This window comes from Caballeronia sp. GAWG2-1 (genome assembly GCF_023631405.1).
Taxonomy (GTDB): domain Bacteria; phylum Pseudomonadota; class Gammaproteobacteria; order Burkholderiales; family Burkholderiaceae; genus Caballeronia.
Genome location: NZ_JALQDD010000031.1, coordinates 175,332 through 200,886, shown reverse-complemented (window position 1 = coordinate 200,886; position 25,555 = coordinate 175,332). Strand labels below are relative to the sequence as shown.

The 25,555-nt window shown below is 61.6% G+C and carries 22 protein-coding genes; 13 read left to right on the top strand and 9 right to left on the bottom strand.

What is annotated here, in order from left to right; translation table 11 throughout:
* Positions 1 to 6 precede the first annotated feature (6 nt).
* A complete protein-coding gene (locus NCR98_RS21235; RefSeq protein WP_244831202.1) occupies positions 7 to 687 on the bottom strand; it encodes a response regulator transcription factor in 681 nt (226 codons plus the stop codon).
* Between the two features lie 265 nt (positions 688 to 952).
* Here NCR98_RS21235 and NCR98_RS21230 point away from each other — a divergent pair, with 265 nt between their 5' ends.
* On the top strand, positions 953 to 2,425 hold the full coding sequence (locus tag NCR98_RS21230) for an ATP-binding protein (protein ID WP_250527190.1): 1,473 nt from the start codon (positions 953 to 955) through the stop codon (positions 2,423 to 2,425).
* A 73-nt stretch (positions 2,426 to 2,498) separates the two neighbouring features.
* Entirely contained in the window at positions 2,499 to 3,413 is a 915-nt protein-coding gene (locus NCR98_RS21225) for a LysR family transcriptional regulator (RefSeq protein ID WP_250511686.1), read from the top strand.
* Positions 3,414 to 3,419: 6 nt separating this feature from the next.
* Here the strand turns inward: NCR98_RS21225 and NCR98_RS21220 are convergent, their stop codons facing one another.
* Positions 3,420 to 4,205 carry an alpha/beta fold hydrolase gene (locus NCR98_RS21220; protein ID WP_250527189.1) on the bottom strand — a complete coding sequence of 262 codons (786 nt, stop codon included), beginning with the start codon at positions 4,203 to 4,205 and terminating at the stop codon, positions 3,420 to 3,422.
* Between the two features lie 238 nt (positions 4,206 to 4,443).
* On the opposite strand from NCR98_RS21220, the gene NCR98_RS21215 reads away from it, so the two are divergent.
* The 5 genes from NCR98_RS21215 to NCR98_RS21200 all read left to right on the top strand — a co-directional run bounded on the left by NCR98_RS21215 (position 4,444) and on the right by NCR98_RS21200 (position 9,549).
* The gene (locus NCR98_RS21215; RefSeq protein WP_250527188.1) at positions 4,444 to 4,920 is read left to right on the top strand and encodes a YybH family protein; all 477 of its coding nucleotides are present in this window, start codon (positions 4,444 to 4,446) and stop codon (positions 4,918 to 4,920) included.
* A 101-nt stretch (positions 4,921 to 5,021) separates the two neighbouring features.
* Entirely contained in the window at positions 5,022 to 5,153 is a 132-nt protein-coding gene (locus tag NCR98_RS33350; protein WP_255784980.1) for a hypothetical protein, read from the top strand.
* Between the two features lie 8 nt (positions 5,154 to 5,161).
* Positions 5,162 to 6,721, top strand: coding sequence for an FAD-binding oxidoreductase (locus NCR98_RS21210; RefSeq protein WP_502799782.1), 1,560 nt, complete (start codon positions 5,162 to 5,164; stop codon positions 6,719 to 6,721).
* Positions 6,718 to 7,116, top strand: coding sequence for a hypothetical protein (locus NCR98_RS21205; RefSeq protein WP_250527187.1), 399 nt, complete (start codon positions 6,718 to 6,720; stop codon positions 7,114 to 7,116). Before NCR98_RS21210 ends, NCR98_RS21205 begins: the two co-directional genes overlap by 4 nt.
* Positions 7,117 to 7,341: 225 nt before the next feature.
* Positions 7,342 to 9,549 (top strand): TonB-dependent receptor, encoded by a 2,208-nt coding sequence (locus NCR98_RS21200; protein ID WP_250467881.1) that lies wholly within the window; start codon positions 7,342 to 7,344, stop codon positions 9,547 to 9,549.
* A gap of 44 nt (positions 9,550 to 9,593) precedes the next feature.
* Here NCR98_RS21200 and NCR98_RS21195 read toward each other — a convergent pair whose 3' ends face one another.
* Positions 9,594 to 10,205 carry a septal ring lytic transglycosylase RlpA family protein gene (locus tag NCR98_RS21195; protein WP_250527186.1) on the bottom strand — a complete coding sequence of 204 codons (612 nt, stop codon included), beginning with the start codon at positions 10,203 to 10,205 and terminating at the stop codon, positions 9,594 to 9,596.
* 43 nt (positions 10,206 to 10,248) lie between these two features.
* Between NCR98_RS21195 and NCR98_RS33345 the strand changes: the two genes are divergently transcribed.
* Entirely contained in the window at positions 10,249 to 10,380 is a 132-nt protein-coding gene (locus NCR98_RS33345) for a hypothetical protein (protein ID WP_284503895.1), read from the top strand.
* A gap of 58 nt (positions 10,381 to 10,438) precedes the next feature.
* Complete coding sequence (locus NCR98_RS21190; protein ID WP_250467879.1) at positions 10,439 to 11,227, top strand: SDR family NAD(P)-dependent oxidoreductase; 789 nt, start codon at positions 10,439 to 10,441, stop codon at positions 11,225 to 11,227.
* A gap of 193 nt (positions 11,228 to 11,420) precedes the next feature.
* Here the strand turns inward: NCR98_RS21190 and NCR98_RS21185 are convergent, their stop codons facing one another.
* Both NCR98_RS21185 and NCR98_RS21180 read right to left on the bottom strand, forming a co-directional pair.
* Entirely contained in the window at positions 11,421 to 14,624 is a 3,204-nt protein-coding gene (locus NCR98_RS21185; RefSeq protein WP_250527185.1) for a bifunctional diguanylate cyclase/phosphodiesterase, read from the bottom strand.
* 385 nt (positions 14,625 to 15,009) lie between these two features.
* Positions 15,010 to 15,678, bottom strand: coding sequence for a TetR/AcrR family transcriptional regulator (locus NCR98_RS21180; protein ID WP_244831191.1), 669 nt, complete (start codon positions 15,676 to 15,678; stop codon positions 15,010 to 15,012).
* A 141-nt stretch (positions 15,679 to 15,819) separates the two neighbouring features.
* Between NCR98_RS21180 and NCR98_RS21175 the strand changes: the two genes are divergently transcribed.
* The 3 genes from NCR98_RS21175 to NCR98_RS21165 are packed head-to-tail and all read left to right on the top strand — an operon-like array spanning position 15,820 to position 20,030.
* Complete coding sequence (locus tag NCR98_RS21175; RefSeq protein ID WP_244831190.1) at positions 15,820 to 16,947, top strand: HlyD family secretion protein; 1,128 nt, start codon at positions 15,820 to 15,822, stop codon at positions 16,945 to 16,947.
* Complete coding sequence (locus tag NCR98_RS21170; RefSeq protein ID WP_250527184.1) at positions 16,940 to 18,508, top strand: MDR family MFS transporter; 1,569 nt, start codon at positions 16,940 to 16,942, stop codon at positions 18,506 to 18,508. Before NCR98_RS21175 ends, NCR98_RS21170 begins: the two co-directional genes overlap by 8 nt.
* Positions 18,509 to 18,527: 19 nt before the next feature.
* Complete coding sequence (locus tag NCR98_RS21165) at positions 18,528 to 20,030, top strand: efflux transporter outer membrane subunit (protein ID WP_250527183.1); 1,503 nt, start codon at positions 18,528 to 18,530, stop codon at positions 20,028 to 20,030.
* 5 nt (positions 20,031 to 20,035) lie between these two features.
* Here NCR98_RS21165 and NCR98_RS21160 read toward each other — a convergent pair whose 3' ends face one another.
* A complete protein-coding gene (locus NCR98_RS21160) occupies positions 20,036 to 21,259 on the bottom strand; it encodes a GAF domain-containing sensor histidine kinase (protein ID WP_250467874.1) in 1,224 nt (407 codons plus the stop codon).
* 687 nt (positions 21,260 to 21,946) lie between these two features.
* Here NCR98_RS21160 and NCR98_RS21155 point away from each other — a divergent pair.
* Complete coding sequence (locus NCR98_RS21155) at positions 21,947 to 22,957, top strand: sensor histidine kinase (protein ID WP_350029515.1); 1,011 nt, start codon at positions 21,947 to 21,949, stop codon at positions 22,955 to 22,957.
* A 14-nt stretch (positions 22,958 to 22,971) separates the two neighbouring features.
* Here NCR98_RS21155 and NCR98_RS21150 read toward each other — a convergent pair whose 3' ends face one another.
* The 3 genes from NCR98_RS21150 to NCR98_RS21140 all read right to left on the bottom strand — a co-directional run bounded on the left by NCR98_RS21150 (position 22,972) and on the right by NCR98_RS21140 (position 25,173).
* Positions 22,972 to 23,364: a response regulator gene (locus NCR98_RS21150; protein ID WP_250467872.1), complete on the bottom strand. Its 393-nt coding sequence runs from the start codon at positions 23,362 to 23,364 to the stop codon at positions 22,972 to 22,974.
* An 84-nt stretch (positions 23,365 to 23,448) separates the two neighbouring features.
* Positions 23,449 to 24,261 carry a transglutaminase-like domain-containing protein gene (locus NCR98_RS21145; RefSeq protein WP_250493917.1) on the bottom strand — a complete coding sequence of 271 codons (813 nt, stop codon included), beginning with the start codon at positions 24,259 to 24,261 and terminating at the stop codon, positions 23,449 to 23,451.
* A gap of 180 nt (positions 24,262 to 24,441) precedes the next feature.
* Positions 24,442 to 25,173: a GntR family transcriptional regulator gene (locus NCR98_RS21140; RefSeq protein ID WP_250493916.1), complete on the bottom strand. Its 732-nt coding sequence runs from the start codon at positions 25,171 to 25,173 to the stop codon at positions 24,442 to 24,444.
* Positions 25,174 to 25,555: the final 382 nt, after the last annotated feature.

Here is a 25,555-nt window from a genome sequence, read left to right as displayed (position 1 = left end):
CTCCCGCTACGCTTCTGCGGTCAGCATATAGCCGGCATTGCGGACGGTCAGGAGCAGCGACTTGTCGAAGCCGGTATCGATCTTCTGACGCAGCTTGCTCACGTGCACGTCGATCACGTTGGTCTGCGGATCGAAGTGATATTCCCAGATGTTCTCCAGCAGCATGGTGCGCGTCACGACTTGTTCCGCGTGGCGCATGAGATATTCGAGCAGCTTGAATTCGCGCGGCTTGAGCACGATAGCCTTGCCCGCGCGCACGACCTTGCGCGAAAGCAGGTCGATGCTCAGATCGCCTACCTTCAACGCCGTGTCCACGAGGTTTTCTTGCGAGCGTCGCGTCAATGCGTCGAGCCTCGCCGCGACTTCGCCCAGCGCAAAGGGCTTGACGACGTAATCGTCACCGCCGGCCTTGAGGCCGCGAATGCGTTCATCCACTTCGCCAAGCGCGCTCAGAATGAGGATAGGCACCTTGTTGCCGGTCGCGCGCAACGCCGAGATGATGCCGAGGCCGTCGATACCGCCCGGCAGCATGCGGTCCAAGATGATCGAATCGTAGGTCTCGCCGGCCGCGAGAAACATGCCGTCGCGGCCATTGTCCGCGCAATCGATGACATGGCCCATTTCGGCCAAACCCTTGCGCAAGAATCCGGCGACTTGCTCGTTGTCTTCGATGACCAGGATTTTCATTTTATGGCTCGTAACAGGCTCGAAGCGCACTCTGATTTTCGAGTACAGTGCTTCCCGCCGTGCATTATGCGCCCGCATGGTCCGCGCATAAATCCGGTCATTATTAAATTAAGTTAACGTGCGCGCGGAAAATGGCAAGGTATTCCCGAATTACTAATGAAGGCGCGGAGTTAACTAAGCTTAATGATTTTCTCATCGGGCGCAAAGGCTGAAAAGCATAGGATCGGTTATGTGATCGGACATCCATCGCAAACGGAACGACACCATGAACGCCATTGCCGAGTTGCCCTTACCCGGATCGCACAGCGGCATTATCGATCTGGGCGGCATACGGATCGACCTCGAAGCGCGTACCTTGCACCGTCAAGGCGAGATCATGTCCGTGGGCTCGCGCGCATTCGATATTCTCGTCGTGCTGGCTAAAGCGGAAGGGCGCCTCGTCACCAAGGACGAATTGATGAGCGCGGTCTGGCCGCGCACCGTCGTCGAAGAAAACAATATCCAGGTTCACTTATCCAGCCTGCGTAAAAACCTGGGCAGCGATCGCGACATTATCGTGACCGTGCCGGGCCGTGGGTACAGACTGACAAGGCGAACTGTCAGACCTTCGTGTCCGCATGCCGAGGCGCGTTTCGCTCGACCGGAACTCATCGGGCGAGAAGACGCGCTTGCCCGTATTGCCACGATGCTCGCCGCGACGCAAGTGCTCACGCTCGTGGGCGCGGGCGGCATCGGCAAATCGGCGCTCGCGCTCGAAGCGGCGCGTCAATGGACAGCGGCGCGCGCAGAGCCGATCTTCTTCGCCGATCTCGCGCGACTCGACCACCCGCGCTCGGTGCAAGAAGCCATCGCGCGCGCATGCGGTTTGCCGGAACACGAGCCGCTCGACTTCTCGTCGCTGCCCGAGCGTGGACTCGTGTTCATCGACAATGCCGAGCATGTGATCGCGCATGCCGCGCAAATAGTCGATGCGCTCGCCGCCGCCAATGACGGCATCCGCGTTCTGGTTACGAGCCGCGAGCCATTGCGCATCATGTCCGAGACGCTCTATCGCGTCGATCCGCTCGACGTGCCGCGCGCCGGATCGACGGATGCGCAAACGCTCGAACATGCTTCCGTGCGGCTCTTTCTCCGCCGTGGCCGCGCCGTGCAGCGCAATCTCGGCGACGACAGCGCGCAGATCGGCCGCATAGGGACGATATGCCGGCGGCTCGACGGCAATCCGCTTGCCATCGAACTGGCGACGGCGCGTCTTGCCGCGCTCGGCCTCGAAGATATTCATCGGCGGCTGGACGACCGTATGTCCATGCTCGCTGGCGGATACCGCACCGCGCTGCCGCGTCATCAGACGTTGCGTGCGAATTTCGACTGGAGCTACGGGCCGCTCGCCGCGCAGGAGAAGACCTTGCTGCGCAGGATGGCCGTTTTCGAAGACTCGTTTTCGTTCGAAGCCCTGTGCGCTGTCGCATGCGATGACGGACTTGCGCTCGCAACCGTGATCGACGCCGCGAGCGAACTCGCCGCGAAATCGCTGTTGATCGTCGAATATGGCGGCCCCGTCGTGCGCTACCGGTTATCGGAATCGATGCGTGCGTATGCGCTGGAAAGACTCGCGGCGGAGAACGACAGCACGGCAATCGCCAGGCGTCTCGCGCATTATCTGGAACGTTGCGCCGACTTCTCCGGTGCCGACGAAGCGAATGAGCCCGACACCCCGCGAGGTCTCGTTGTCGAGTAAGGTTAGACGTTAAGCGAAGCGTGAGAAGATCACGCGGCACCAGGTCAATCCCGCCACGAAAGCCGAGGAACGCATGGACCGCCTGACCGGCATCGAAGTATTCGTCGCGACCGTCGATGGCGGCAGTTTCGCCGCTGCCGCGCGACGTTTCGGGTTATCGCCCGCGATGGCCGGCAAGTACGTGAGCGCAATCGAAGCCGAACTGAACGCGCGGCTTCTGCATCGCACGACGCGCAAGCTGAGTCTGACCGAGGTCGGCCAACACTATTACGAGCGATGCAAACGCATCCTCGAAGCCTACGAAGAGGCCAATCGCGAGGCGAGCGACGCACAGGACACGCCGCGTGGCGTGTTGCGAATCGCGGCGCCCGTCACGTTCGGAGCGATGCATCTCGGCGATGTCCTCGCTGCATATCTTGAGCAGCATCCGCATGTCACGATAGAAGTGTCGTTGAATGACCGCTATGTCGATCTGCTCGAAGCCGGCGTGGACGTGGCGATACGTATCGGTCGCCTCAACGACTCCGGCCTCGTCGCGCGCAGGCTCGCGCCGTGTCGAATGGTCATCTGCGCATCGCCCGGCTATGTCGAACGACACGGCACGCCGCGCAACCCCGACGACTTGCGGCAAGCGCCGCGACTCGCGTTCAGCGAAGCGGTGTCGGTGGGAGACTGGACGCTCGCCGATACGAAAGGCCGCGCGCATGTCATCGACGGGCCATGCCGCATGGCCGCGAACAACACGCAGATGCTGCTGGCTGCGGCGCTTGCGGGCGCGGGTATCGCGTATGGGCCGACCTTCGTGTTCGGCGAACACATCGCGCGGGGGAATCTCGTCGCGCTGCTGCCGGACTATCGGACGCCGGAGTTGGCGATTCAGGCGGTTTATCCGAGCGCACGACATATGCCGCTGAAAGTGCGGCTTCTGCTCGATAGTTTGGTCGCCGCGTTCGGCGACGAGCCGCCTTGGGACCGCACGTCACGCTGATTCCGTTCAACGCGCTTGCAGTTCGTCGATGAACTTTTCGATAAGCGCAGCGACCGCTGCTGGCGCTTCAAGTGGCGATAAGTGCCCGACGCCGGGCAAGACATGAAGGCGCGCGTCCGCTATGCGAGGCAACAGTTCCTTCCGCAAGGTCTCGACGCGGTCCACCTGGTCGAGTTCGCCTGAGATCACCGTGACGGGAACACTGATCGACCCGACTTCATTCGTGATGTCTTCGAGCATGGCGGCGTTCGGCCACGCCGCCTTGGCTTGCGGCGCGCCACGCAAGCTGTCGGCAATCACTTGCTCGCGCAACTCGGGCGCAAGCGGACTTGCGGTGAGCACGTTATCCATGACCCATTCGACCGATTCGCGCGAGTCGTAGGCTGCGGCCATCGCGGCTCGCTGGGCATCGGGAAGCTGCATCGGCGAGGGCGGCGAGGGCGCGATAAGCACGACGCCCTGCAATCCGCGAGGCCTGCGCGATGCGAGCAATTGCGCGACCTTGCCGCCCATCGAATGACCGATCAGGATGTAGCGCTGCAAGTGCAGTGCTTCGACGACGTCTGCTGCGTCGTTTGCAAGATCGGCTATTGCGTAGGCTTGCTCGGTCGCGCCGGATTCGCCCCATCCACGATGATCGAGCGCGATGGTGTGTCGAGCGTTCGACAATGCGCCGATAACGCCGTCCCATGTCCGTGACGACCCGCCCCAGTAGTGGAGAAACACGAGTGCCGGCTCGCTGCTTCCTTGTTCCTTGACGTGAATCCTCGCTCCGCGTGTTTCGATGTTCATGGCGATGCTCCTTGGGTTTAGTGATGAAAGAGCATCTTAGGTGCGATCGTTTGGATTGATAATTCGCTCAACATGATCGGCACTCGATCACGCCGGGATCGAATTCGATGCCTTGGCAAAGCGCCGGACAGCGCGAATCGTGGACGTAAGGGAGGAAAGCAGAGCACCCCGGATGCCGCTCAACACCATGCATCTCACTTAGAATCGCCATCGGGTCTTGTCGACTTGGAGCGTTTTCATGATCAAGAGAGTGCTGACGACCGGTGCAATGCTCGCGAGCATTGTCGTGACGACGCCTGCTCACGCCGATGCAAACGCCGACAAGGCCGCGATCGCGCAAAGGCTGCAAGCATGGTCAAAGGCTTTCAACGCGCGCGATGCCAAAGGCGTCTGCGATATCTTCGCGCCCGACCTGGTTTCGACCGTCCCGGAAGCGCTCGATGGCAATCGCGACACGATCTGCAAGAAGCTCGCGGTGCTGTTTGCAAAGCCCGGACTAAGCTTGAAATACGACAGCCCAGACATTCGCGAGATCATCGTTTCCGGCGATATAACCATCGTGCGATTGTTCTGGACGCTCACCGCCCGCATGGGTGACAAAGAGAGCGTGACCGAAGAAGCAGGCATGGACATTTTCCAGCGGCAACCGGACGGTCAATGGTCCATCGCCCGCTTCATGTCGTTCAGCGCGACGCCTAACACCGTACTCGAATAAGCGAGAGCAGAACCAAGGGAATATTCCGCGCGCCCGGTTCGTTTAGATGGAGGATGCCGTGTCTTGCGGCCGCCTCGTAGCTATTCGACCTGGAGTGACCCATGAAACTCGTTCGTGCGTTTTCGCTATTGCTTGCCGTGCTCGCCCTATCCCTCGCTGGCTGTCAGACCGACGGCGCCGGTGCAAGCTCGTCGGGCACGTCATCGAGCAGCGGCAGCAGCGGCGGCTATTGACCCGCGCGGTGGCGACGCCGCCTCCGCGCGAATTTAAAAGCGCGCTGACTGCGTTCATCGACATAGTTGGCCGCGCCGCCGTGCTTTCGTTCAATGAGGCGCAGCCTGCTTATCTCGATCCTTTCGCTCCCGGCGATGCCCGCATGTGGCAAGCGTCAGCGGTCGTCATGCCATCAAGCGTGGAGCAGATCCGCGCGGTCCTGCAAGTGGCGAACCGATTCAAAGTGCCGCTGTGGAGCGTATCGACGGGACGCAACTTCGCTTACGGCGGCGCGGCGCCAAGGCTTGCGGGCAGCGTCGTGCTCGATCTGCAACGCATGAACCGCATACTCGAGATCGACGAAAAACTGGCTTATGCGCTCGTCGAACCCGGCGTGAGTTACTACGACCTGTATCGTGAATTGAAGGCGCGTGGCACGCGTTTATGGCTCGATCCGCCGGCGGCGGGCTGGGGCAGCGTCATCGGCAACACGCTCGAGCGCGGTTATGGCACGACGCCGTATGGCGACCATGCCGCGATGCAATGCGGCATGGAAGTGGTGCTTGCAAACGGCGATGTCGTGCGCACCGGCATGGGCGCCATGAACGCGAGCCGCGACTGGCAAGTGTTCAAGCCCGGTTTCGGTCCTTCTTATGACACCATGTTCGCGCAGTCGAATCTGGGCATCGTGACCAAGCTCGGCGTGTGGCTCATGCCCGAGCCCGAGGGCTACATGATCGCGCGCTATGCCTTCAAACGCGATAACGACCTCGAACGGATCGTCGAAACGCTGCGGCCATTGAAGCTGGACGACACGATACAGAGCAGCGCTGTCATCGAAAGCGCGGTGCGCTGGGCGGCGGGCGTATCGACACGCAAGCGGTGGTACGACGGCCCCGGTGCGATGCCCGAAGCGGCCATCGACGCAATGGCGCGCGACATCGACATCGGCCGCTGGAACCTGCGCTTCTGTCTTTATGGACCGCGCGAACTGGTCAACGTGCGGCGCGACATCATCCATCGGCGCTTTGCATCGATTGCCGATGCACGCCTCTTCGACATGCCCTATCGCGACGCATCCGATGAACCGACAGGCGGCGGCGATCGCAGTCAGGTCGGCATTCCCGGACTCAATGCGTTCAACATGCTGAACTGGCGTGGCGGTTCGGGCGCGCATGTCGACTTCTCGCCGATATGCCCGCCAACCGGCGCCGATGCAACCAAGCAATACATGATGGTGCGTGACCGCGCCGCACAGTTCGGCTTCGATTACTACGGCGGCTTCACGGCGGAACGGCGACACATGCATCACATCTTCGCGGCCATTTTCGACCGCGACGACAGCGCTCGAACAAATGCTGCGGGCACGCTGGTGCGCACGCTGATCGAGGATGCGGGCCAGGCCGGCTATGGCCAATATCGCACGCATCTCGCGTATATGGACCTTGCGGCTTCGCAATACGACTTCAACGACCACGCGTTGATGCGGCTCACGAACACGCTGAAAACCGCGCTCGATCCGAATGGCATTCTGTCGCCCGGCAAGCAGGGTATCTGGCCTGCCGCTCGGTCGAAGGACGCTCGATGAGACGCGCCCGCCGCGAATTCTTGACTGGCGTATCCCTGGCGGCGGCGTATGCGTGGGCCATCGGAAGCATCGGCGATACGAAGGCGGCACGCATGCGTCTCCTCGTCGTATGCGATGAACGTTGCTCGGATAGCCGCGCGTTTGCGCATCGCGCGAGCTTGAACGGTGCGCGCGTCGTTGCATGGCGAAACGATGCCGGCTTGCTATGGCACGAACGCTTGCTTCCGGATGCATCGCTCGGCGTACCCCTTGCCGGTCTGACGACATACGCGGATGCCTTCGTTCTCTCGCGTCTCGCATGGACGTGCGGCCTGCGCATGACGAAGCTTGCATGCGATGCCGAGGCGCTCGTCGCATGGCGCATGGAGCAACTGAACCAATCCTCTGTTGATTGAAACACCGTCTACCTGCCGATCGATCGACGCAAACGCTTTCGGTTGTCGACCTGCAACACCGCTCGACGCGTTTGAAAAAACGTATATGCGAATCGTTCGCATTTCACTAAAATCGCAGCACGCATGCATCCGTCCTCTCGCGACGACCGCATCGCATCTTCTCGGCACCACACGTGGCAACGCATAGCACCTCTAACAGCGGTTCTCCTTCGGATTTTCTTCGCTATGTCAGCAACTGCTCTGTCGCGCCCGCGCGTTCGCAAAGTTTATGCGGCGGTTCTTCGACTTTTTGTCTGCGCCGTGTTGCCCGCCTCTTTGAGTATCACCGCACGAGCGCAAACAGAGCCGCAGGCATCGCCGGCCAATGCAGACACCGCGCTGCCCGCCGTGAACGTGCGCGGCGTCGCCGAAACGCTTCCCGGCGATTTCGAACCCGCATACGCGGGCGGACAGGTTGCGCGCGGCGCCCAGTTCGGCGTGCTGGGCAGTCAGAAGCTCATCGATGTTCCGTTCAGCATGACGAGTTATACGGCAAAAGCGATCGAGGATTCGCAAGCGCGCACCATCGGCGATCTGCTGGCGCACGATCCCGCCGTTCGTCCCGCATATGGCTTCGGCAACTTCTCTGAAGTATTCGTGATTCGCGGCTTCCAGCTCAATGGCGACGACATCTCGCTCAACGGCCTGTACGGCATCACGCCGCGTCAGCTCGTCTCGCCTGATGTATTGGAACGCGTCGACGTATTCAAAGGCGCCAACGCGTTCCTGAACGGCGCGTCGCCGACTGGCTCGGCAATCGGCGGCGGCATCAATCTCGAACTTAAGCGCGCCGACGATAAACCGCTCACGCGCGTCACCGTCGATGGCAGCGCGTCCGGTCAGATCGGCACGCACGTCGACGTGGGTCGGCGCTTCGGCAGCGAAGGACAATTCGGCGTTCGCGTGAATGGCTCGATAGACGGCGGCGAAACCAGCATCGACGACGAGTTCCGCCATAACCAGACCACCGCCGTTTCGCTCGACTGGCGCGGCGACAAGCTGCGTTTGTATGGCGATTTCCTTTACCAGCGCAAGAACATCGACCAGGGCCGCTCGACGGTTTCCGTCACGGGCGACGTGGTGCCCGAGCCGCTGTCCGCCACGCACAACTTCGCGCAGCCGTGGACGCATAGCACGCTGGAAGACACGGTAGGCATCGCGCGCGCGGAATACGACTTCTTGCCTGGATGGACCGCATACGCCAGTGGCGGCATCCGGCGCACACACGAGGACGGCACGTATTCGTCACCGACCTTCAACGCGCTCACGGGCACCACGAGCACGCGCGGCGACGTATTGCGCACCACCGACGCGCTGTCCGGCGAAGCCGGCGTGCGCGGCCGCTTCGTGACGGGTCCGGTCTCGCATCTCGTCTCGGCGGGTTTTGCCATCACGAGCGTCGAAGACCGCGAGGCATTCGCCTTCAGCGGGCCCTTCCCGACGACGCTCTATGGCGGCGGCGTCGTGCCGGAACCGGCGGCGACGAGCTTCGTCGCGGGCAGTTTCTCCGATCCGGGTCTCGCGGACCGCATCCTCACGCGCAGTTTCGCAGTATCCGATACGCTCGGCTTTCTCAACGACCGCGTGCTCTTCACCATCGGCGCGCGTCATCAGCAACTGCATCAGAACAACTATACGGTCGGCACGGACGCGATCTCGAACACCTATGATCAGTCGATCAACACGCCGATCTTCGGTCTCGTCGTGAAGCCGACCAACACGATCTCCCTCTTCGCGAATCGCGCCGAGTCGCTCGCGGCAGGACAGACGGCGCCGTTCGGTGCCGCCAATGTCGGGCAGACGCTCTCGCCGAACCGCACGAAGCAATACGAAGTGGGCACGAAGTACGATACGAATCGGTTTGGCGCGGAGCTCGCGCTGTTCCAGATCGAGCAGCCCACGGCGTACACGGACAGCACGAACAACATCTTCGCCACGAACGGAACGCAACGGCATCGCGGAATCGAAATGTCGGTGTATGGCGAACCGCTCAAGGGCGTGCGCGTGCTCGCCGGCGCGACGTTGCTGAACGCGAAGCAACTCGATACGAACGGCGGCGCAACCGATGGTTATCGGCCCATTGGTGTGCCGAGTTATCTCTTCAATTTGGGCGGCGAATACGATCTGCCTTGGGTGCCCGGCCTGACGTTCAACGCGGCGTGGATCCACACGAGCAATCAGTATCTGGACGCGGCCAACCATTTATCGATACCCGCGTGGGACCGCTTCGATCTCGGCGCGCGCTATACGACGACCGTGTTCAAGCACGTAACGACGCTGCGCGCCACGGTGGAAAACGTGACGAACAAATCGTACTGGTCGTCGACGACGGGCGCCTATCTGACAATGGGAAAACCGCGTACGTTGCTGATGTCGGTGACTGCGGACTTTTGATGCCGCGCGCGCGATCTTCGTTACGCTGATAATCGCGCGCCGGTTCAGTTAGAGGAAGTCGCGCCTGCGCCCGGCTTCACCGTACCATCGGCCTGTGGAACTTCCACGGGTTTGACTTCGACGGGCGCGGTGCCGTTTTCCTTCAAGCCGAGCTTATCGGCGGTTTTCGGCGATACATCCACGATCCGGTCTTTCACGTAAGGACCGCGATCCCTGATCTCGACTACGTCGCTATTGCCGTTCTCCAGATTCGTCACGCGCGCTTTCGTACCGAGCGGAAGCGTCTTGCTTGCCGCCGAATTGGACTGCGGATTCATCGGCGTACCGTCGGCCATTTTCTTCTTGTAGAAGTTTCGGCCGTAATACGAAGCCTTGCCCTTGCGTTCCTTGCCGGAGCGGTCGAGATTCACGGGTTCCGCAGCTGCCGCTTTTGCTGTCGCATTTACGTTTGCCTGGCTATGACGCGCATGCTTCTGCGCGCGCTTATGCGCGTGTGTGTGCGTTTGCGTATGCGTTTTTTCCTGCGCCGCCGGGAATGCGGCATTGAGCCAGCACGTCAGCGTGACGAAGACAAGCGCTCGAATCTTCGATCTTTGCGCTCGTTCCTTCAGATGTATCGTGCTGAGGGTGTCATTCCCCATCGTACGAAGTCGCATTCGTCTCTTCTCCTTGGGCTTTGTGCAGCCATTGACGCCTCGTATGTTTGATTTTGATTACTCGTACGACGAGCATGCGGTGCTCTCCGTGCTTTCCATCCATTCGCTACGCGTGCCGTGGATGCACGAATCGCTCCCGAACGACAAGTTGACGCTCGATGGGACCACGCTCTAACGTAAGATCTTTGGTGCGCGATACGCGCGACCTAGATAACGATGACGGAGTCCACGCAATGAGCCATGATCTCGACAACAAAATCGCCCTCGTCACGGGAACATCGGGAATAGGTGCGTCTGTCGTCTTGCGAATGGCTGCGGGAGGCGCGCACGTCGCGGCGTTAGGCATCGATGAAACGTTGAACGCCGCCTTGCGTCGACGCGCCGAGGATGCGGGGCTGAAAGTGACCGTGCTCAAGGCGGATGTGTCGGACCCGGCGCAAGTCGAAGCGGCGATGCGCGAGACGGTCGAACTATTTGGCGGGCTCGATATCATCGTCAATTCGGCGGCCATTCATCCTTATGGCGATCTCGTCGAGACATCGCACGAGACGTTTGCGCGCTGCATGAACGTGAACGTAGGCTCGATTCATCTGACCGCGCACTTCGGCGTGCCCGAAATGCGCAAGCGCGGCGGTGGCGCGATCGTCAATATATCGAGCGTTCAGGGCTTTAGTTGTCAGGCAGGCGTCGCGGCCTACGTGGCATCTAAAGGCGCGATCCATGCAATGACGCGAGCGATGGCAATCGACTTCGCACCCGACAAGATTCGCGTCACGTCGGTGAGCCCCGCATCGGTACGCACGCCGATTCTCGAACTCGCCGCGCGAACCTTCGACGGACCGGACGCGAACGTCGAGGAAGCCTTCGCGCGATTCGGCGCAGCGCATCCGCTCGGGCGGATCGGCGAACCCGAAGAAGTGGCCGAACTGGTCGCGTTCCTCGTGTCGGATCGCGCGCTTTTCATCAGCGGCTCGGATCACAAGATCGATGGCGCGTTGCTCGCAGGGCTTGGAGTTCGGTAAATGAATGGCACGTTCGCGGCTTTTTGGAATCGCTGCATCAAGCGGTGGAGGTGTATAGCAGATCACGTTGCGATGAAGTTTTCGCGAAGCTTCCTCACCGCCTGACAGTGAGGCCGGCAATACGCCGGCTTCCGATGGTCGATCATCATGTCAACCGTCTACCAACTCGACGACAAGTCGCCCGGACGCGCCTTCAGGGCTCCATCGAAAGTACAGGCGTTGCGTCCAGCGCGCTGGCCCATGCAAGCAACTCGTTCGCTGGCAATGCTTGCGAGAAGAGAAAGCCTTGCAGTTCATCGCAACCGATGCCGCGCAGCGTATCCGCCTGATGTTCGCTCTCCACGCCTTCCGCAACCACACGCAAGCCCAATTCGTGCCCGAGATCGATGATCGCCTTCACGATAGCGAGATCGGCTGGCGCATCGAGCATGTCGTGCACGAACGCTCGATCTATCTTGAGACGGTCAAGCGGAAAGCGATTGAGGTAACTGAGGCTCGAATAACCGGTGCCGAAGTCATCGAGCGAGAGCTTCACGCCGAGCGCACGAATCGCGCGGATGGCCGCGACGTAGCTCTCGGCGTTATCCATGAGCACCGTTTCGGTGATCTCGAGTTCGAGAAACTGCGGCAACACGCGATACTTCGTGAGACTGCGCGCGAGCACGCCCACGAGTTCGGGATCGCGCAATTGAATCGCCGATACGTTCACGGAAGCGCTTATTTCCAGACCATCGCGCTCGCGCCACGTTGCAACCTGACGACATGCTTCGTCGATGACCCACGCGCCCATCGGAATGATGAGCCGCGTCTCTTCGGCCACGGGAATGAACTGCGAAGGCATGACGGAGCCAAGCGCCGGACTATCCCAACGTAACAAGCCTTCGACGCTCGTCAGCATGCCGGTGCGCGCATCGAGACAAGGCTGCCACGCAATGCGCAATTCGTTGCGTTCTATCGCGGTACGCAGACATGCTTCGAGCGAGAGCCGATAACGCACGTGCTCTGCCATGTCGGCCGAAAAGAACTTCACGAGATTGCGCCCCGCCGCTTTGGCCTGATACATCGCGGAGTCGGCGTTTTGCATGAGCGTGTCGATGTCCGCGCCATCTTCCGGATACAGCGCGACGCCCACGCTGCACGACACCTGCAACGTCACGCCGCTCACTTCATGCGGCTCACGCAAGAGCGCGAAGAAACGCTCTTCGACGGTACGCAGCACATCGGCTGCGTTGGTCACGCCGTTGAGAATGACGGTGAACTCGTCGCCGCCAAGACGGCTGACCGTATCGTTGCTGCGCACGGCCTTGAGGAGACGCCGCGACACCGAACGCAACAGACCATCGCCGATATGATGACCCAGCGAATCGTTGATATTCTTGAAGCGGTCGAGATCGATGAACAGCACCGCTACGCGTTGCCGCGTGCTTTGAGCTTGCGCGATCGCCACTTCGAGACGCGTGCCGAACAACGCGCGATTCGGCAGTTCCGTGAGCACGTCATGCTCCGCCAGAAACTGGATACGCGCCTCGCTCTTCTTGCGGTCCGTGATGTCGATCAACGTGCAGATATAGTGCGACACGCTGCTATGCTTGTCGCGCACGGTGCTGACCATGAGCCACGCTGGATAATCGCCGCCTTGCCTGCGTCGCACCTGCGCTTCGCCGTTCCACGTACCGCTGCGTTCAATTCGATTCGCAAGCCGCGCGATGATGCCGCGCTCATCGCTTGCGTCGTGTGCCGCGATAAACGCGGGCGGCTTGCCGACCACGTCATCGCTGCGATATCCGGTTGCACGATAGAACGAGGGATTCGCGGTGACGAGCCGCGCGTCGGCATCGAGAATGACGATCGCCTCCGACGATGCCTCGAACACCCTGCCCCAAAGCTCAAGACGTTGCTCCATCAGCTTGATCTGGTTGATCGGCGTAAAGGCCGTGAGAATGGCGTCGCGGCCCTGGAAATTGAGGCGGCGCGCGGAGAGCATCGCCCACGTGGGTTGCGCCGTGGCTTTCCAGTGAACCTCGAACTCGTCGATAGCCTCGCGGTCGGACAGTTGCTGGAAAAAGCGTGCACGCGTCGATGAATCGAGACCGAAGGCCCACGGGTCTGTTGCGCAACCGTTGAGCCAGAAGAGGCCGGGCGTATTCGCGTGCAGCACTTCGTGGCCGGGAACGGCGGTGACGACCATCGGCACGGGCGTGGCTTCGACGAGTGCGTATTGCGCGGCGGATGCGCGCGTCGTGGCCGCGAGTTCCTTCTGCACGTCGCGTTCGTGGTCGAGTTGCGCAAGCATCTCGTTGAAGCCACGCACCAGTTGACCGATTTCGTCCTGACTATGCCAGCTTGCACGTTGCGAATGATCGCCCGTTCGCCGCACGATATCCATCACGCGCGCGAGCTTGCGCAAGGGCGACGAAATCTGCTGCGCGACGCAATACACCATCGCCAGAATGCCGCATAAGAGAAAGAGCGCGGTGCCCAGATGCAGCCACATGCGTGAGAACAGCATATGTACACGCACATGCAGCAGCTCGTCGAGTTGCGTGCCTGTCACGCGCCAGCTCGTGCTTGCGCTTGCGACGAGCGCTTGCTGCGCGGTATCGACGATGGATACGACAGCGGGATCGGGCGCGGCGTTGCCATCCACGACGATGCGCGCCGCGTGACGAAACGCTTCGACCGAGGTACGCATGCGTGCAAACGAAGGCGTGAGCGTTGCATCGAGTTCGTGATTCGCGGCGCCTGCTTCAGCGAAGTCGGAGCGCAGACCTTGCATGACGCCATCGAGTTGTCCTTCGAGCACGAGATAGCGCGTGCGTACTTCCTCGCGCGAGCGTGCTGGATCGAGCCCTTCGTGCAGATGTTTGCCGATGCCATCGACTGCATCGATCAGCGCCGGATAGCGCAGAATCGATTGCGACATCGCGTAGTAGCTGTCGAGGTCGGGATCGAGAATCAGGTTCGATTGATTGCCGATGCGTGTGATGAGTTCGCGGCAGGCATCGAGCGCGGCGCTGGTCGTCGCGGGCTTCGGCGGCGTTTCGTGAGAGAGCGCGTCGAGCGCTTCGCGCAAGGTCCCGTTGAGCTCGGCGCTCTTCATGTGCTCGCCGTATTGCGCTTCCGCGTTCGCGAGATCGTCGATGGACTTGCGCCATGCACCCGATGGCAGACGTTGCCCCGCGCCCGCGAATGCGACTTCGACGAGCGCGTCTTTCACCACATGCACATAGGCGTTGCCGACGATCTCCTTGTTCGAGAAATCGATGGCTAGATACTTCTCGTGGATCAGGATGCCGCTGATGTAGATCACCGCGCTCAGGTCGAGCAGATAGATGAGCAGCAGCTTGTGCCCGACCCGCAGGCGCGCGAGCAGCCGGAAGAAAGGATTGCGCTTCATGGAGCGCTTCGCTTCGCGCGACTCAGCGGGATCAAGTGAACCTCGTGCAATGGTTGGCGCGCCGGCACTCGATGAGCCGGACCGATATCACGCGCTAACGGCCGGAGGTTATTGAACTTTAGTTATTGATCGAAGTTCACTGTTCGGGTGCTGGAGTGGGCGATTGAGGTGCGTAAAATGCGCTAAAGATGCGCGGAAATTTGCGTTTCACGGTGCTTAGTGTCGGTTCACGATCCTCAATCCAACTCGTGTATGCCATCCCATCGGCCGCCTCGGCCACACTCGACGACGCCCTCCTCAATCGCAAGGCTTCCGGCGTTTCGTTCAGCTCTTCGTCGCGCCCTTCTACTCCCGCGAAGACAACATCGACGAATAACGAACGACGTTACCCCGCAATCGACGCCTCCACCGCCGCGAGATACGCCGACAAAGCGCGCCTCACTTCACGCAGATAACGGCCGGCAAGCTGCACATCGCCCATGGCGGGACGCAGCTTGATGGCAAGCGCGCCCGTCGCGAGCGCATGCAGCATGTCCACATACAACGCGCGCTCGGACGCTTTCACGCCAGGAATGCGCGCGTCGAGGACCTTGCGTAACGTGCCCGCCTTGCGCTTGTTCTTGTGATCGTCGTCGTGCGGCATGATCGACATGAGAATCAGGCAGTCGGGATGCTGCTCAAGGTACGTGATATACGGCGTCATGAAGCGGTCGATCACCGCTTCCGCCGAAATACCGCGCCAGTAATCCGTATCGAGTCCGACTAGCTCGGCTTCGATCTCGTCGGTCGCCGCCATGTGGCGGTCCCACAGCGCGTTCAAGAGACTGTCGCGGTCCGGAAAGAAGTGATACATCGAGCCGATCGGCGTGCGTGCCTGCCGCGCGACGCCGTGCATGGTCACGCCAGTCAGCCCCTTTTCGACGATCAGTTCAGCCGCCGCATCGAGCACCGTCTCGATGCGCGCGCGGCCACGCGCCTGCAATGGCGCACGCGCGCTGCTGCCGCGATCGCTCGCTGTCGTGGCTTCTTCCCGTGGCGACGATGGCTTCTTCATTGTCAATCCCCTCCATGATGAAACTGGACGCGTCCGTCTAGTTTGCGTCATACTAGACGATATCGTCTAGTATCAGCGGCCCCGATTGCGTGCCTTACACGCGTAATTATCTCGCGGTCGCGTTAAACGTTGGAGAGAAACATGGCAGCAGAAGCGCCCGCCGATAGCGGCAAGATCAACGACACCACCACGCGCAAGCCGTCGCGCAAGGGCGTGCTTATCGTCGTCGGTATCGTCGCGGTGGTAGTCGGCATCGCATGGGGCGTGCGCTGGTGGACGGTCGGCCGCTTCATCGAAACCACGGACGACGCCTATCTCAAGGCCGACAGCGTGACCGTCGCGCCGAAGGTGAGCGGCTATGTCACCGAAGTGCTCGTCGCGGACAATCAGACGGTCGCCGCCGGCGCGCCGGTCGCGCGGTTGGACACGCGGCAGTATCAGGCGCAACTCGATCAGGCCAAGGCCACGCTGGACGCCCGCGCCGCCGACATCCTCCGTGCCGAGGCCGAAGTCAAACAGCAGCAGGCCAACGCAGAACAGGCGAAGGCGCAAGCGGAGGTATCGCGCGTGAGTTTGCGGCAAGCCGAAGCCGACGTGCGCCGCTACGAGCCACTTGCCGCGAGCGGCGCGGAAACCGCCGAACGTCTTGCCAATCTCGTCAGCACGCGCGATCAGGCGCGCGCCACGCTCGCCGCGAATCTCGCGGCGGCGCGTTCGGCCAGCACGCAGATCGGTGCGACCGAAGCGCAAATCGTGCAGGCGAAGGCACAGATGGAAGCCGCACAGGCGCAACTGGATCAGTCCAGCCTCGACGTGCACGACACCACGCTTTATAGCCCGCTCGCGGGGCGCGTAGGCGACCGCAGCGTGCGCGTCGGTCAGTATGTGCAGCCGGGCACGCGGCTCATGACCATCGTCCCGGTCGAAGCGCTCTATCTCGAAGCGAACTTCAAGGAAACTCAAGTGGGCCGCATGCGCGTAGGCCAGCCGGCCACGCTGCATGTCGACGCCATCAAGGGCGCCGATCTGCATGGCGTGGTCGAGAGTTTCTCGCCGGGCACTGGCGCGCAGTTCGCGCTCTTGCCGCCGGAAAATGCCACCGGCAACTTCACGAAGATCGTGCAGCGCGTGCCGGTGCGTATTCGCGTGGATACGGGTCCGCAAACGCGCAAGGTGCTGTTGCCGGGTCTGTCCGTCACCGTCGATGTCGACACCCGCTCCGCCACCGACGACAGCCGCCATATCGCCGAAGAGAACAGTCATGACTGAGGCCCGTGCCGCGCGCGCGAGCGCCGGCGACTGGATCGCCGTCACGGCAGGCGCGCTCGGCGCGCTGATGGCCACGCTCGACATCTCCATCACCAACTCGGCGTTGCCGCAAATTCAGGGCGAAATCGGCGCGACGGGCACCGAAGGCACGTGGATCTCGACGGGCTATCTGATGTCCGAAATCGTGATGATTCCACTCGCCGCGTGGCTCACGCGCGTTTTCGGCCTGCGCAACTTCCTCCTGAGCAACGCAACGCTCTTCACCGTGTTCTCGGTGATGTGCGGTTTCTCGCACTCGTTGCCCATGATGATCGCTGGCCGCATCGGCCAAGGCTTCACCGGCGGCGCGATGATTCCCACGGCGCAGACCATCATCCGCACGCGGCTGCCGCGCGAGCAGATGCCCGTGGGCATGACCATCTTCGGGCTGATCGTGCTGCTCGGGCCGTTGCTCGGTCCCGTGCTCGGCGGCTGGCTCGCGGAGAACATTTCATGGTCGTGGTGCTTCTTTCTCAACATCCCCGTGGGCGTCGCGCTGATCGCGTTGCTGATCACCGGTCTGCCGCAGGAAAAGCCGCAGTGGGACGCCTTTTTCAAGGCGGACTGGCTCGGCATCGCGGGACTCGCCATCGGGCTGAGTTCGCTTACCGTCGTGCTCGAAGAAGGTCAGCGCAATCAGTGGTTCGAGTCGAGCGAGATCGTCTTGCTCACGTGCGTCACGGCATTCGGCTTTTTGCTGATCGCGCTGTCGCAAGTCTTCGCGAAGCGGCCTATCGTGCGGCTGTCTCTGTTGCGCAATCCGCGCTATGCAAGCGTGATTCTCATTGTCTTCGCGGTCGGCGCGGGGCTTTACTGCGTGTCGTTTCTGCTGCCGCAGTTCCTGAGCATCGTCGCGGGATACAACGCGTTGCAGTCCGGCTCGATCATGCTGGTGTCAGGCGTGCCGGCGTTTCTCATCATGCCCGTGTTGCCGCGTCTGCTCGGCAAGTTCGATTTCCGCGTGCTCGTCATCACCGGCTTGCTGTTCTTCGCGGCGAGCTGTCTGCTCGACATATCGCTGACGGCGCAAAGCGTCGGACACGACTTCTACGCCTCGCAAATTTTGCGCGGCTTCGGCCAGATGCTCGCAATGATGCCGCTCAATCAAGCCTCCATGGCCGCGGTCTCGCGCGAGGAATCCGGCGATGCCGCGGGCCTCTACAACATGGCGCGCAACCTCGGCGGATCGGTCGGGCTCGCGATCATCGGGACGGTCATCGACCGGCGTAATGACTTTCACGGCGAGGCCATCCGCGAGACGCTCACGGCCAATTCGGTGCTCGGCCAGGACCGGCTCGCGGCCAACGCGGCGGGATTTTTCGCGCAAGGCGGCGACATGGCGCACGCCAAGATGCAGGCGCTCGGGCAATTGTCCGTGCAGATCGGCCAGCAAGCCATCGTCATGACCTACTCCGAAACCTTCTTCATCCTCGCGATCGCGTTGCTGGCCTGCGTGCCGCTCGCCCTTCTGCTCAAAACGCCGCGTCATCAGGCTGGCGAAACGCCATCCGCCGGCCACTAATGTCATGACTGATTCAACGATGTCTCTCAACTCCTTCCGCTGCCGGCGCGCCGTGCCGTTCTTGCTTGCGCTCATTTGCTCCGCGTGCACGGTGGGTCCGGATTACCGTGGCGCGCCGGATATCGCGGCGGAATCGCTCAAAAGCGGGACGTTCGTGCGTACGCCGCAGCAGGGCGTCGACGTCTCGCATGCACCCGCCAAGTGGTGGCTCGCGCTGAACGACCCGAAACTGAACGATCTTGTCGATGCAGCGCTTTCCAGCAATCCCGATGTGAAAATCGCGCAGGCGAAACTGCGGCAAGCGCGCTCGCAATTGCGCGGGCAAGAGGCCAACGGCATGCCGAAGGCGTCGGCATCGGCGGCGGCGTTGCGTATGCGCTCGCCCGATCTCGGCAGCTTCGCTGCATCCAATGCGGGAGGTTCGGATCAGGGCACGGCGACATCCAGCGGGCGTGGTCCGCTCGACTTCTACACCGCCGGCTTCGACGCCTCGTGGGAACTCGATCTCTTCGGCGGCACGCGTCGCGCGGTCGAAGCGGCATCCGACGAAGCCGACGCTGTCAAAGCGGATCTCGCCGACACGCAGGTGTCGCTCGCGGCGGAAGTCGCGTCCGCCTACGTCGGCTTGCGCGACCAGCAACGACGTCTCGCGCTCGGCCGCAGCACCGCCGAATATCAGCAGCAAATGCTCACGCTCACCGAGCAGCGCCGCGCGCGCGGCACGGCGGCCGACGTGGATGTCGAGCGCCTCACGACGCAAGTGGATACCACGCGCGCGACGCTCGTGCCGTTGCAGGTGCAGATCACCGATTCGCTGGATCAACTCGCCGTGCTCACGGGCCGCGCGCCCGGCGCGCTGGACGCGCAACTCGGTGAGGCCGCGCCCTTGCCCGACCTGCCAGCTTCGGTGGCTATCGGCGAGCCATCGGCGATGCTGCAACAGCGTCCGGACATCCGCGCGGCGGAACGGCGCCTCGCATCGAGCAATGCGCAGATCGGCGAGCATGTCGCGGACTATTTTCCGAAGGTGACGTTGCTCGGCGATATCGGCTTCACGGCGTCGGACCCGGGACATTTACTGCGCAAGCAGAATTTCTCGTGGCTCGGCGTGCCGTATCTGCAATGGAACGTGCTGGACTTCGGCCGCACGGCGGCGAGCGTGGATACCGCGAAGGCTTCGCGCGACGAAGCCGAGGCGCGTTATGAAAAGACCGTGCTGGCCGCGCTCAAGGACGCCAATTCGGCGCTCGCGCGCTACGGCTATCAGCGCGAGCATCTAGTGCGGCTCGAAGAGGTCAATGCGTCGTCGGAGCGCGCCGCCATCCTCGTGCGTCAGCGCTACAAGGCGGGCGTGTCGACCTTGATCGATCTGCTCGATGCCCAGCGCACGCAGTTCGCCGCGCAGCAGGACGTGGTTGCGGCGCAGGGCGAATTGCTCAAAGACTTCGTGTCGCTACAAAAGAGTCTTGGCCTCGGCTGGCAACAGGGAGATGACACGAACCAGCTTGCGGCGGCGCATTGAGCCGTTTAGAAGCCAGCGTCTCGTGCGCAAACCGGAATGCGCGCGGTGAACCTCGTGCCGATCTCGGCGCTCGATTCCACTCCGAGCGTTCCGCCGTGCGCCGAGACGATCTGCTTGCAGATATAGAGCCCGAGTCCGAGCCCGCCGCCCGGTGCGCTCGTCGCGGGACGCCAATAAGGCTCGAACACTTTTGAGAGCGTCTCCGGCGCGATAGGCTCGCCGCCATTGGTCACCGACAGCGTGAGGTGATCGCGCTCTACCGCAATCTCCACCGTGACGGGCGTATCGGCGCCGCCGTGAGTCATCGCGTTGCCGAGCAGGTTGGAAAGCAACTGCTGAATGCGAACGAGATCGCAACTGACCGCGGAATCAACCTGTATGGCGCGATTCACCGCGCGCGACGGGTTTGCCACGCAAAGCTCGTCGACGACCGCGCGCAGGTAAGGCGCGATGTCATCCACCGCGACGATGCTAACCGACATGCCCGAGCCGAGACGGCCGCGCGCGAGATCGAGCACGTCGTCGATCAGCCGCGCCATGCGCGCCGCCGTCGCCTTGAGCCGATTGCCGATACCGACGAGATCCGGCTCGCTCTTGCGCCGGCTCAACAATTCGCCATTCGCGCTCACGGCGCTCAACGGATTGCGCAAATCGTGACCCAATACCGCGATGAACTGCTCCCGAAGATGCGCCGTCTCGCGCTCGTCGAACAGTTGCGCTTCAGTGGACCATTGCCGCTTTTCGCTGGCGAGCTGCATGCCGATGAGATTCGCGAACACCTCGAACATGCGCACGACGCGCGGCTCGGATACCTTCGCCGGACGCGGATCGACTGCGCAGAGGTTGCCGAAATACTCGCCGTCCGGCAAAACGATAGGCACGGAAATATAGCTTTCGAGACCGTAAATGGCGGGTGTGTGATGATCGCGATACGTGGTGTCGCTGCTGAACCGATCGACGATGATCGGCGCACGCGAGGCCCGCGATTCCGAGCAGAGCGTGGTGCGCAGTTCGAGTTGTCCGCCCGGCACCAGTCCGAAATTGATGTTGTCCTGAACGGCGCACGCTGTCCAGGTCGAGTCGGTGACGCGCGCGACGGCCGCGAAACCCATTCCGGTTTCGTCGCAGATCATCTTGAGTATCGACGGCACCGCGCCGATTCCAGCCACGGCGCCCATGTCGCGCGCCAATGCCTCTCGCGAATCCGCCGGTAAAAGTGGTCTATTCACGGCTTCCCTCCTCATCCGCGACATTGTGACAGAGCACGCTCATGCGGTACCAAAGTTTTACGGATAACCGTGCGGCAAATAGCCGATCGATCTGCGCTGCCATGCACCGCAAAGGTTTGCGCATCGCGCGTTAAACATTATTCAGCGGGTTTGAATGTGCAAGCCGTCAATAAATACGCTGTGAGCCCGATAACAGGTGATTCCCGCTTATTTAAAGGATGCGAGGGACGTGGTGCGCGGCTCGCGTGCGAGTTGCATGATAATGAATCTTCATGCATAGAACTAAAACGATCTGGGGCCGACGAAATGCCGGCTGCGGTTATCGATCTCGCAAAGCGCACTGCAAATCCACTCACGGATTTGCAACATTGGACGCGCGGAATCAAATAACTTTTTCTCGGGAACCGGCTGCGTAGCATTGCAGCGCGAGCGCGCAAGGCGCTCTTTGGTTCGGCTCGGATCGCTCGGTCTTGTTCGAGCAATCGCGCCTTTTGACTCTCACTCTCACTGGCATAGCTGCTTCCTCCACATGGCCGGCCGGTCACGCGCGTGGCGCCAAGGACATAGGCCATGATGCACAACTTCCTCTCCAATAATCGCTCAGAGCTGGTGGAGCGGTGTCGAGCCAAGGTTGCGAGCCGCCCGACGCGCGCAGCCTCAGATGCGCAGCTCGAAAACGGCGTACCGATGTTTCTCGACCAATTGATCAAGACGCTGCGCATCGAGCAAGGCAGCGATCCGCTCGCGAGTCGCGCGGTATCGGGTGCGGCCGGCGGCATCATGACGGAATCGGAGATGGGCGCAACGGCCGGACAGCATGGTCACGCGCTGCATTTGCTCGGTTATACGATCGCTCAGGTCGTGCACGATTACGGCGATCTTTGTCAGGCCATTACCGATTTGGCGCACGAGCGCGATGTGCCATTCCAGATCAATGAATATCGGACGTTAAACCGCTGTCTCGATAACGCTATTGCGAAGGCTGTCACCGAATTCAGTTATCAACGCGCGCAAAGCACAAATCAGGAACAACAGCGCGCCGCTCAGGAACGGGCGGGTGAACTTGCACACGAACTGAGAAACGCACTGTCCATCGCGACAACGGCCTTCGAAGCCGCAAGAACCGGAAGTCTGAGCCTGACGGGCGCCACGGGAACGGTACTTCAGCGTGGCCTGGCTTCGCTGCGCACGCTAATCGACGGCTCCATTGCGGACGTCAAGGAATTGGCGGACGGCGGGACGTCGGCGGCGACGTTTTCGTTGGCCGACTTCATTACCGAGGTGGCGCACGCGGCTGAACTGGCAGCGCAAGTGCGAGGCGTGAAATTCACGGTGTCTCCCGTCGACAGCACGCTTGCCGTCAGCGCCGACCGCGATGCGCTTTATTCGGCACTCGGCAATCTGCTGCAAAACGCGTTTAAGTTCACGCGCCCGCAAAGCGAAGTGTCGCTCAACGCTTATGCCGTGGCCGGCCGCATTCTAATGGACGTGAAAGACCATTGCGGGGGACTTCCGCCCGACTCCACGCTCACCATGTTCGAACCATTCACGCAGCAGTCCGCCGACAAGAGCGGCCTGGGCCTGGGCTTGTCGATTTCCAAAAAGATCGTCGAGACGTATGGCGGCGTGTTGAGCGTGGCGAACCTACCGGGCGTCGGGTGTATCTTCACCATCAACCTGGCGCGCCATTCGGTTTGACGACGGCGCTCGAATCAGCGGGCGCTTTTTAGCGAACTGGCGTGAAGCGCCAGCGTTTCGAGTAGCGCGCTCAACCTGAGCGGCTTCGTGAAGTGGTAATTGAAACCGGCGCGTATCGATGCCGCGCGTTCCGCCATCGAAGACAACGCGGTCACGGCGATCAGGAGCGTCAGTTTGTGCTCGTCGGCCTGGCGCAACTGACGCGCAACCTCGCGCCCGTCCATGAGCGGCATTTCGACATCGATCAGGGCAATCTCGGGGCGCCACCGGCGAATCTCGGCCAGCGCGGCGCAACCGTTTTGGGCCGTATGGACATCGTAGCCTTCGAGCGATAGTGCTGAAGCGCAGGCCGCACGAATGGCGGCATCGTCGTCCGCAACAAGGAGACGGGGCAGGTGCTTGCGCATGATGGTGCTCGCTTTTTAATGACTAATACATCTATTCGAGCATTGAGCATTCCCGACCATGCAGACTATTCGTGCGGCGCGCCTCTAATAGCCCTGCTCGGGCTCGCAAACGACATGAAAATTCACGAGCGTGGTCTGCCCGAACGTGTTGCTGAGCGCGACATCGGCGGCATCGCGGCCGTACGCCATCAGCACGCGGCCAACGCGCGGCGCGTTATTGCGCGGGTCGAAGACCTGCCACGTGCCGCCGACATAGGCCTCGAACCACGCCGCGAAATCCATCGGCGCATAAGGCGGCGGCAGGCCGACATCGCTGATATAGCCGGTGCAGTAACGTGCCGGAATATTCAGCGCGCGGCACAGCGTCACCGCGAGATGCGCGAAGTCGCGGCACACGCCCACGCGCTCCTGGTAAGCCTCCCAGGCCGTCTTGGTCGGGCGCGCATGGTGATAGCCGAACGTGATGTGATGATGCGCGAAGTCGCAGATTGCCTGCACGCGGGCCGCGCCCGGCGCGGAATTGCCGAAGAGTTGCCAGGCGGCTTCCGATAGCAGATCGGTTTCGCAGTACCGGCTGCCGAGGAGAAAGACGAGGCACTCGTCGGGCAGTTCTTCCACCGCGTGTTGCCGGCCATCCACGGGACGCGTTTCGAACTCGCCCGATACATTGAGCAATGCGGAAGTCGACAGTTCGAAACGCCCCGGCGGCGCGACGATCCGGCTGCACAAATTACCGAAACCATCGCGATACTGAGTAATCGGCACCGGCGGATTGGTGGCGAGCACGTCCGCCACGATCACATCGTTGGCATGCGAGTAATGCGTGTTGAGCATCAGCATCATGGGTGTCGGCTGCGGACACTCATAGGCAAGATCGTAGCCAACGCGGAGTCTCATCGGACGTCCTTTGCTGTGATGATTCGTGTGGGGCGTCTCGAAGGACGCCGCAAGCGAGGCGCTTGCAGCCACACTATACTGCGCCGCCCTGAAGTCATTAAAGCCGGAAAATTAATGTGGAGCGTGCGGTATCGCGCGGTTCAAAAGCGCGCGCCCGGCACGCATCGCACACATCGCACGCTACGCGCCACGCAGCAGGATAGCTTCGAGATCGTCCTCCTCTTCTTCCGCCGTATGCAGGCGCAGGGTAGCTTCGATGTGCGCGAGATGCTCGACCATGAGCTTTTGAGCCAGCTTGACGTTGCCGGCTTCGAGCGCATCGATCAGGCGCGCGTGCTCGTCGTGCGGACACGCCTCCGAGGTCGGCGCGTTGTAGAGCAGGATGGTCAGACACGTGAGCATCTGCAGGCCGCGCATGGTGCGCTCGATGAAGCGATTGCCGCCAAGCTGCGCCAGCAACACATGGAACTCCCCCGAGAGCCGTACAGCGGTGCGCCGGTCATTGCGCTTGCGTGCATCTTCCTCGCGCGCGACATGCGCCCTCAATGACGCAATGTCCTTCTTCGTCGCGGACCGGCAAACCTTCTCGACCACGGGCAGTTCTATCTGCCGCCGCGCCTCGAAAAGTTCGCGCGCTTCTTCCACCGTCGGGCTCGCGATAAACGCGCCCCGGTTCGGCACGATAGTCACCACCAGTTCATGCGAAAGCTGTTGCAGCACCGCGCGCACCACCGTGCGGCTCACGCCGAAGATGGCGGCGAGCCGGTCTTCCGCGAGCTTCGTCCCCGGATGCAGGCGATGTTCGGCGATGGCGTTCATCAACCGTTCGTAGATGGGATTGCGTTGAACGCCATCGAATGACCCTTTGACGTCGAGTTCATTCGATGCGCTTCGTTTCTTGTCTGTGGGCATGAGGTCTTCCTGAGTCCTGCGGTATTCCTGGCGCGATTATCCGCTTAGATTGCATACGATTCAAATCGGGATTGTATGTATCAGCACTGTGAAGCGCCGAACAAACCAAGCAAAAAGCAGCATTGTTGGTGCCAAAAAGCATCGCGAAGGTGCAGCGTTACACGCCGATGGTGCGAAATGGTCCAATTGAACCGCAGCAAGTCTCGTATACAAACGTAGCTGATTTTGTAGTCAATAATCTGCATCTCTAGTAAACAAAGGCAGTCGCGGTTAACGTCAACTTACGTATGCAAAAGTGGCACGGTCTTCGCTAAAGCTCTCGGGCGATGCCTCTAAGCGCTGCGCGACGTCTCACGGAACGAACCCGACCACTGGGAACACG